The organism is Bauldia sp. (assembly GCF_020442045.1).
In the GTDB taxonomy this organism is placed as follows: Bacteria; Pseudomonadota; Alphaproteobacteria; order Rhizobiales; family Kaistiaceae; genus Bauldia.
Genome location: NZ_JAGRLA010000066.1, coordinates 1 through 7718 on the forward strand (window position 1 = coordinate 1; position 7718 = coordinate 7718).

Consider the following 7718-nt stretch of genomic DNA (forward strand, 5'->3'; position numbering starts at 1 on the left):
CGGTCGAATAGCGCCCCAGCTTGAAGAGCCGCATGAGGCGGATCAGGACCATCGTCCTGACATCGGCGCCGCCGAAGACGACGATGAAGAAGGGCAGGATGGCGATGAAGTCGATGATCGCCGAGGGTGTCACCGCGTATCTGAGCCGCGCCTTCCAGGCCGGCATCCCCCGCGCCTGCGGGTGCTCGACGCAGATCCACAGCCGCGCGACATATTCGACCGCGAAGACGGTGATCGATATCGCTTCGATCCAGCCGAACAGGACGAAATAGGTCCGCGACACCTGCGGCACGGTCCCGAAGATCGCCGCACCGACATTGACCAGGATCAGGGTGATCAGCGCGGCGGAGAAGATGCGCGACAGCACCGGGTGCCGGGACCCGCCCTCGACGACATCGAATACCTGGAGTCGCAGCGAGGGTCGATCCACCCGCCTGCCCCGCTCAGCTCATCGTTTCGGTGACCGCCGCCACAATCGCCGCGATCGCATCGTCGGCCTTCGCACCATCCGGGCCGCCGGCCTGCGCCATATCGGGCCGTCCGCCGCCGCCCTTGCCGCCGAGCGCCTCGGCGCCGCGACGCACCAGATCGACCGCGCTGAGCTTCCCGGTCAGGTCGTTGGTGACGCCGACGACGATGCCGGCCTTGCCGTCGTCATTGACGCCGACGATCGCCACGACGCCGGACCCGACGGCCGCCTTGCCGTCGTCGGCGAGGCCCTTGAGGTCCTTCGGCGCAATGCCGGATACCGAACGGCCGAGGAACTTGATCGCGCCGATCTCGCGGATGCCGGGATCGGCGCCATTGCCCCGCCCCCCGCCCATCGCGAGCTTGCGGCGCGCGTCTCCGAGCTCGCGCTCCAGCCGCCGCCGCTCATCGACCAGTGCCTGGACCCGCTCGGCCGCGTCCTCGGGACGGACCTTGAGCGCCATCGCCACGGCCTTCAGCCGCCGCTCCTGCTCGGCCAGATGCTTGCGCGCCGCCGCGCCGGTCAATGCCTCGACGCGCCGGACGCCCGCCGCGACGGCGCCCTCGCCGGCAATCGCGATCAACCCGATCTCGCCCGTGCGCCCGACATGGGTGCCGCCGCAGAGCTCGACCGAATAGGGCCGATCCGGGGCGCCGTCCGGGATCGTGCCCATCGACACGACGCGCACCTCGTCGCCGTATTTTTCTCCGAACAGCGCCATGGCGCCGGATTCGATGGCGGAATCGCGATCCATCAGCCGGGTCACCACCGGCGAATCCTGGATGACGACGGCATTGGCCAGCGCCTCGACCTCCTCGAGCTCCTCGGCGTCCATCGGCTTCGGATGCGAGAAGTCGAAGCGCAGCCGGTCCGGCGCAACCAGCGAGCCCTTCTGGGCAACATGGCCGCCGAGCACGCCGCGAAGCGCCGCATGGAGAAGATGGGTCGCCGAATGGTTGGCGCGAATCGTCGCCCGGCGCACGCCGTCGACCGTCATCCGCACGGCGTCGCCGACCTTGACCACGCCCTGCTCCACCGTCCCGAAATGCACGAAGAGCCCATCGGCCCGTTTCTGGACATCCGACACGGCGACAAGCGCGCCATCGCCGGTCTCGATCGTTCCGCTATCGGCGACCTGGCCGCCGGATTCGGCATAAAACGGCGTCTGGTTGACGACCACCGCGATCACCTCGCCGGCGGTGGCGTTCGCGGTGCCCTCGCCGTCGCGGACCAGCGCCAGGATCTCGCCCTCGGCGCTTGTCGTCTCGTAGCCGAGGAACTCGGTCGCCCCGAGGCTCTCGCGCAACGTGAACCAGATCGGCTCGGTCTGGGATTCGCCGGAGCCCGCCCAGCTCGCCCGCGCCTCTTCCTTCTGCCGCTCCATCGCCCGGCCGAAGCCTTCGACATCGACGCCGATGCCGCGCGGGCGAAGCGCATCCTCGGTCAGGTCGAGGGGAAAGCCGTAGGTATCGTAGAGGCGGAACGCGGTCTCGCCGGGCAGCGTATCGCCGCTGCCGAGGCTTGTCGTCGCCTCGTCGAGGAGCGTCAGGCCGCGCGCCAGGGTCCGCCGGAACCGGGTCTCCTCGAGGAGAAGCGTCTCGCGGACCAGCGCCTCGGCGCGGACCAGTTCGGGATAGGCCCGGCCCATCTCGGCGACCAGCGCCGGAACCAGCCGGTAGATCACCGGCTCCTCCGAACCGAGGAGATGGGCATGGCGCATGGCGCGCCGCATGATCCGCCGCAGCACGTAGCCGCGCCCCTCGTTCGAGGGCAGCACGCCATCGGCGATCAGGAAACTGGTGGCGCGCAGGTGATCGGCGATCACCCGGAAGCTCGCCGTCCGGTCTCCCGCCGCCTTGACGCCGATCGCCTCCCCGGCCGCCTCGATCAGCGTCCGGAACAGGTCGGTGTCGTAGACGTTGTGGACGCCCTGCATGACGGTCGCCATGCGCTCGAGGCCCATGCCGGTGTCGATCGACGGCCTCGGCAACGCGATGCGGTCGTCCTTCGCCCGCTGCTCGAACTGCATGAAGACGAGGTTCCAGATCTCGACGAAGCGGTCGCCGTCCTCCTCGGGGCTGCCAGGCGGGCCGCCGGCGACATCCGGTCCGTGGTCGAAGAAGATCTCCGAGCATGGGCCGCATGGCCCGGTGTCGCCCATCGCCCAGAAATTGTCGCTGGTGGCGATGCGGATGATCTTCCGCTCGGGGAGGCCCGCGACCGTCTTCCACAGGTCGAAAGCGTGATCATCCTCGGCATAGACGGTGACCAGCAGCTTTTCCTCGGGAAGGCCGAATTCCCTGGTGACGAGGTTCCAGGCGAGCTCGATCGCCCTTTCCTTGAAATAATCGCCGAAGGAGAAGTTGCCCAGCATCTCGAAGAAGGTGAGATGCCGCGCCGTATAGCCGACATTGTCGAGGTCGTTGTGCTTGCCGCCGGCGCGCACGCATTTCTGCGAGGTCACCGCCCGCGGAAAGGGCGGCTCGGCGCGGCCGGTGAAATAGTCCTTGAACTGGACCATCCCGGCGTTGGTGAACATCAACGTCGGGTCGTTGCGCGGGACGAGCGGGCTCGAGGCCACGGGCGTATGGCCGTTCTTCTCGAAATAGCCGAGATAAAGGGACCTGATATCGTTGACGGATTGCATGAACACTTTTCACGTTGCCGGCGACCGGGACCAAGCTATGGCCGCGCCGGCGGTTTTTACAGCCCCCGCCGCAACAATGTCCAGAAAATGCGGGCAAGGCTCCCGCAGGCCGCCAGGGCCGGCCGCCGCCACCGGCTCGCGGTCGGTCAGGGAAGGGATACCCCGCCGTCCTCGCCGATCGTCCAGAAGGGATTGAACGCGACCTCGAAGGGGTGCCCGTCGGGATCGGCGAAATAGCCCGAATAGCCGCCCCAGAACGCCTCCTCGGCCGGCTTGAGAATCCGGCCGCCGGCGGCTTCGGCATCGGCCAGGAAGGCGTCGACCTCCTCCCGCGACCGGGTGTTATAGGCGAGCGCCATGCCGCTGAAGGTCGCCCCGTCGTCGGCGAGGCCGGCATCGGCCGCGAGGTCCTTCCGCAGCCACAGGCCGAGGATCATCCCCGGAAGCTGGTAGAAGACGACGCCGTCGTCCCGGTTGCTTCGGGTCCAGCCGAGGCCGTCCTCGTAGAAGCGCCGCGAGCGCTCCAGATCGGCGACGCCGAGGGTGACGAGACTGATCCGCTGTTCCACCAACGTCTCCCTGACCGGATGCAGATGCCGCGACCGACGCGTCAGGCTTCCAGCGCGTCGTCCGGCTCGTCGTCGTCCTCGGGACCGGTATCCTCAAGGAACTGCCCGGCGATCAGGCCGGCGGCCTGGCGGATGGCCTGCTCGATCTGGACGGCGGTTTCCGGATTCTCCTTGAGGAAAAGCTTGGCATTCTCCCGCCCCTGGCCGAGGCGCTGGCTGTCGAAGGAGAACCAGGCGCCGGATTTCTCGACGATCCCCGCCTTGACCCCGAGATCGATCAGCTCGCCGGTCTTCGAAATCCCCTCGCCATACATGATGTCGAACTCGACCTGCTTGAACGGCGGCGCCAGCTTGTTCTTGACCACCTTCACCCGGGTCTGGTTGCCGACCACCTCGTCGCGATCCTTGATCGAGCCGATACGGCGGATGTCGAGCCGCACAGAGGAGTAGAATTTCAGCGCATTGCCGCCGGTCGTCGTCTCCGGACTGCCGAACATCACGCCGATCTTCATCCGGATCTGGTTGATGAAGATGACCATGGTGTGGGAGCGGTTGATCGAGGCGGTGAGCTTGCGCAGCGCCTGGCTCATCAGCCGCGCCTGCAGCCCCGGCAGCTGGTCGCCCATCTCGCCTTCGATCTCGGCCCGCGGCGTCAGCGCCGCGACCGAATCGACGACCAGGATGTCGATCGCGCCGGAGCGGACCAGCGTATCGGCGATCTCGAGCGCCTGCTCGCCGGTATCCGGCTGGGAGATCAGGAGGTCGTCGAGGTTGACCCCGAGCTTGCGGGCATAGCCGGCGTCGAGCGCGTGCTCTGCATCGACGAAGGCGCAGATGCCGCCGTTCTTCTGGGCCTCGGCGATGGCGTGGAGGGCAAGGGTCGTCTTGCCCGAGGATTCCGGCCCGTAAATCTCGACGACCCGTCCGCGCGGCAGCCCGCCGATGCCAAGCGCGATATCGAGGCCGAGCGACCCGGTCGGCACCGAGGCGACCTCGACCGCCGTGTCGTTCTGGCCGAGCCGCATGACCGAGCCCTTGCCGAAAGCCCGCTCAATCTGGCCGAGCGCCGCGTCGAGCGCCTTCGTTTTGTCCATTGCTTGACCCTCGATCAGGCGAAGAGAAGTGGCCGCCATCCGTGCGCTCCTTATTCCACAGTAGCCGGGGACGTTCAAACGAATGCGATCGGTTGCCCCGTCGCGCATTGTACACGATTTGTTCTCAATGACAAGATGCCGGAGATTTCTGCCCCGAACCGGATGATTCTGCCTATAAGCCGCTGATTCATCTGGAATGAGCGGATGGCCGGCACCACCCCGGCTCCGCCGCCGGGCCGGCTTGCGCGCGAGCCCCGGCCGTCCGATGATTGCCGCCAGCGGACGGGGAGTCGGAGCGGCACCGGAGATGGAAGGGCGAATCGAGCCTCCCGGGTCGGTCACCGTCTTCGGCGGGGCGACCATCGATCATATCGCGGCGACGAAAGACGCGCCGGTGATGGGGGCGTCGAACCCCGGCACGGCGCGGACGACGCCGGGCGGCGTCGCCTTCAACATGGCCACGATCCTCGCCCGGCTGGGGCACGCGGTGCGCCTCGTCACCCGCGTCGGCGGCGACCCGGCCGGTGCGATGGTCGTCGCCGCCGCCGAAGCGGCGGGCATCGCGACCGACCATGTCGGCACCTCAACCACCGCGGGCACGGCGACCTATCTCGCCGCGCTGGACGACGTCGGCGGGTTGATCATCGGCGTGGCCGGGATGGAGATTTTCGACGAAATGACGCCGGCCACCGTGGCGGCGGCCGCCGCCGATGCGCCGGCGGGCGACTCCTGGCTGGTCGACGCCAACCTGCCGGAGGATACGCTCGGCTTCATCATCGGCCAGGCCCGGGCGGCGGGGCACCCGGTCGCCGCCCTCGCCGTTTCGCCGGCCAAATGCCTGCGGCTTGCCCCCCTCCTCCACGACATCGACCTGCTCTTCGTCAATCGCAAGGAGGCGGCGGCCCTGCTCGCGACCGACGACCGGCTGCCGACCGCCACCGCGCTGGCGCAGGCGCTCTGCGGCAGCGTGCGGCCCAACGTCGTGGTAACCGACGCCGACAGGCCGCTCGCGGTCGCGAGCGGCGGCGACATTCGCTCTTTCGTCCCTCTGCGGGCCGCGATCCGCAGCGTCAACGGCGCCGGCGACGCGCTCGCCGCGGGAACCATCCACGGCCTGGCGAGCGGCAGGACGCTGTTCGAGGCGATCCGGCCCGGCCTTGCCGCCGCCGCCATCACCATGGAACATGACGGCACCATCCCCCCGCGCCTCAACGCCGCCCTGCTTGCCGCCCGGATCGGCGGCGGCATCGAAACGGAGACCTCATGAGCCTTGCCATAAGCGACGAAGTCCAGGCCGCCCTCGATGGCGGGCGGCCGACGGTCGCGCTCGAGACGACGATCGTCAGCCACGGCATGCCCTGGCCGCAGAACCTCGAAACCGCGCTGGCGGTCGAGGCGATCGTGCGCGACCGCGGCGCCACGCCGGCGGCGATCGCCGTCCTCGACGGCCGGATCCGGGTCGGCCTCGACCGGGGCGACCTCGAACGCCTCGCCCGGTCGACGGAGACGCTGAAGCTCAGCCGCGCCGACCTCGCCTATGGCGCCCTCTCCGGCAAGCCCGGCGCGACCACCGTGGCGGCGACGATGATCGTCGCCGCAAGGGCGGGGATCGAGGTCTTCGCCACCGGCGGCATCGGCGGCGTCCATCGCGGCGCCGGGACGAGCTTCGACATCTCCGCCGACCTCGGCGAGCTCGCCCGCACCGACGTCATCGTCGTCGCCGCCGGCGCCAAGGCGCTGCTCGACATCCCCAAGACCCTCGAGATCCTGGAGACGCTCGGCGTCCCGGTCGTCTGCCACGGTACCGACGCCTTTCCCGCCTTCTGGTCGCGCGACAGCGGCCTGCCCGCCCCGATCCGCATGGACGGCGCAGCGACGATCGCGGCCTTTGCGAGAAGCCGCAAGGCATTGGCGCTCGGCGGCGGCATGCTGGTCGCCAACCCGGTTCCCGCCGCAGACGAAATCCCCGCGGCCGAGATGGCGACCCATATCGAGGAGGCCCACGCCGACTCGATCGCCGCCGGCATCGCCGGCAAGGCGGTGACGCCCTTCCTCCTCGACGCCATCTTCAAGCGCACCGGCGGCCGCAGCCTGGCGACCAATATCGCGCTGGTGAAGAACAATGCCCGGCTCGCCGCCGACATCGCTACGGCGCTTGCCGCCGGGGCCTAGCTAGGCGACGCGGGTGTCGTAGCCGAAGCGTTCGAGATAGGCGCCCCATCGCCGGGTGACGAGATCGCGGTCCGAGAAATCGATGCGGTTGACGTTGCGGCGATAGTCCTTGCGCGCGTCGAGATAGGCCCTGACGCCGGGCTCCGCCGGCGCGAAGTCGCCGAGGTCGAGCTGCCGGTAAAGATCGCGCAGCCGCGCCCGCGGATCGGCAACCAGGTCCTCGTAGCGCAACTCGTGAAGGCGGCCGGCCGGGATCAGCCGCCGATCCCGTTCGTAGGCGTCGAAGAGCTGCTGGAAGACGTCGAGGACGAAGCCGTGGATCCAGTCGTCGTCGTCAAGGATCGGGTTGTGCAGCCCCTGGTTGGAAGCCAGCACCTTCAGCGTCCGGGTATGGGAGGCGAAGACCTCGTAGGGGTCGCGCGCCGTGAAGACGAAGCGGGCGTCGGGATACATCGCGAGCAGCGACGGAATCCGGGCCGCGTGGAAGGGTGATTTCAGCACCAGCCGCCGGTCGCCATGGCTGAACTGGAAGCGCCTGAGCAGCGTCCCATAGGCCTTCCGCCAGGCGTCCCGCTCCCCGGCGCCGAGATCATGATGATCGACATGGTCGAGATCGGCCGGTCCGTGGCGCGGGAAGGCCAGCGTCCGGTACGGCGTCCTCATCCCGGTATTGAGCAGAGCGAACTCGTCCTCCTGCGGCCGGTCCGGTCCGAAGCTCATGTTGTCGAAGGGCCGGGTCGCCGGGAGCAGCCTCTTGATCCACGGCC

7 protein-coding genes are annotated in these 7718 nt (G+C 68.8%); 2 read left to right on the top strand and 5 right to left on the bottom strand.

Annotated elements, in window-relative coordinates:
• The 4 genes from KDJ86_RS07700 to recA all read right to left on the bottom strand — a co-directional run.
• Positions 1 to 430, bottom strand: a 430-nt coding sequence (locus KDJ86_RS07700) for an ion transporter (RefSeq protein WP_291744535.1), incomplete at its 3' end; no start/stop codon positions are given.
• Between the two features lie 13 nt (positions 431 to 443).
• Positions 444 to 3116 carry an alanine--tRNA ligase gene (alaS, locus tag KDJ86_RS07705; protein WP_291744536.1) on the bottom strand — a complete coding sequence of 891 codons (2673 nt, stop codon included), beginning with the start codon at positions 3114 to 3116 and terminating at the stop codon, positions 444 to 446.
• Positions 3117 to 3262: 146 nt separating this feature from the next.
• Complete coding sequence (locus KDJ86_RS07710) at positions 3263 to 3685, bottom strand: VOC family protein (protein WP_291744537.1); 423 nt, start codon at positions 3683 to 3685, stop codon at positions 3263 to 3265.
• 41 nt (positions 3686 to 3726) lie between these two features.
• Positions 3727 to 4818 (bottom strand): recombinase RecA, encoded by a 1092-nt coding sequence (recA, locus tag KDJ86_RS07715; protein ID WP_291744538.1) that lies wholly within the window; start codon positions 4816 to 4818, stop codon positions 3727 to 3729.
• Between the two features lie 268 nt (positions 4819 to 5086).
• Between recA and KDJ86_RS07720 the strand changes: the two genes are divergently transcribed.
• Together KDJ86_RS07720 and KDJ86_RS07725 are read left to right on the top strand one after the other, a co-directional pair.
• Positions 5087 to 6046, top strand: coding sequence for a PfkB family carbohydrate kinase (locus KDJ86_RS07720; protein WP_291744539.1), 960 nt, complete (start codon positions 5087 to 5089; stop codon positions 6044 to 6046).
• Complete coding sequence (locus KDJ86_RS07725) at positions 6043 to 6951, top strand: pseudouridine-5'-phosphate glycosidase (protein ID WP_291744540.1); 909 nt, start codon at positions 6043 to 6045, stop codon at positions 6949 to 6951. The genes KDJ86_RS07720 and KDJ86_RS07725 overlap by 4 nt, the downstream gene beginning before the upstream one ends.
• On the opposite strand, the gene KDJ86_RS07730 is transcribed toward KDJ86_RS07725, so the two are convergent.
• The coding region (locus KDJ86_RS07730) for a sulfotransferase family protein (protein ID WP_291744541.1) at positions 6952 to 7718 on the bottom strand (767 nt) is incomplete at its 5' end. It abuts the gene before it with no gap.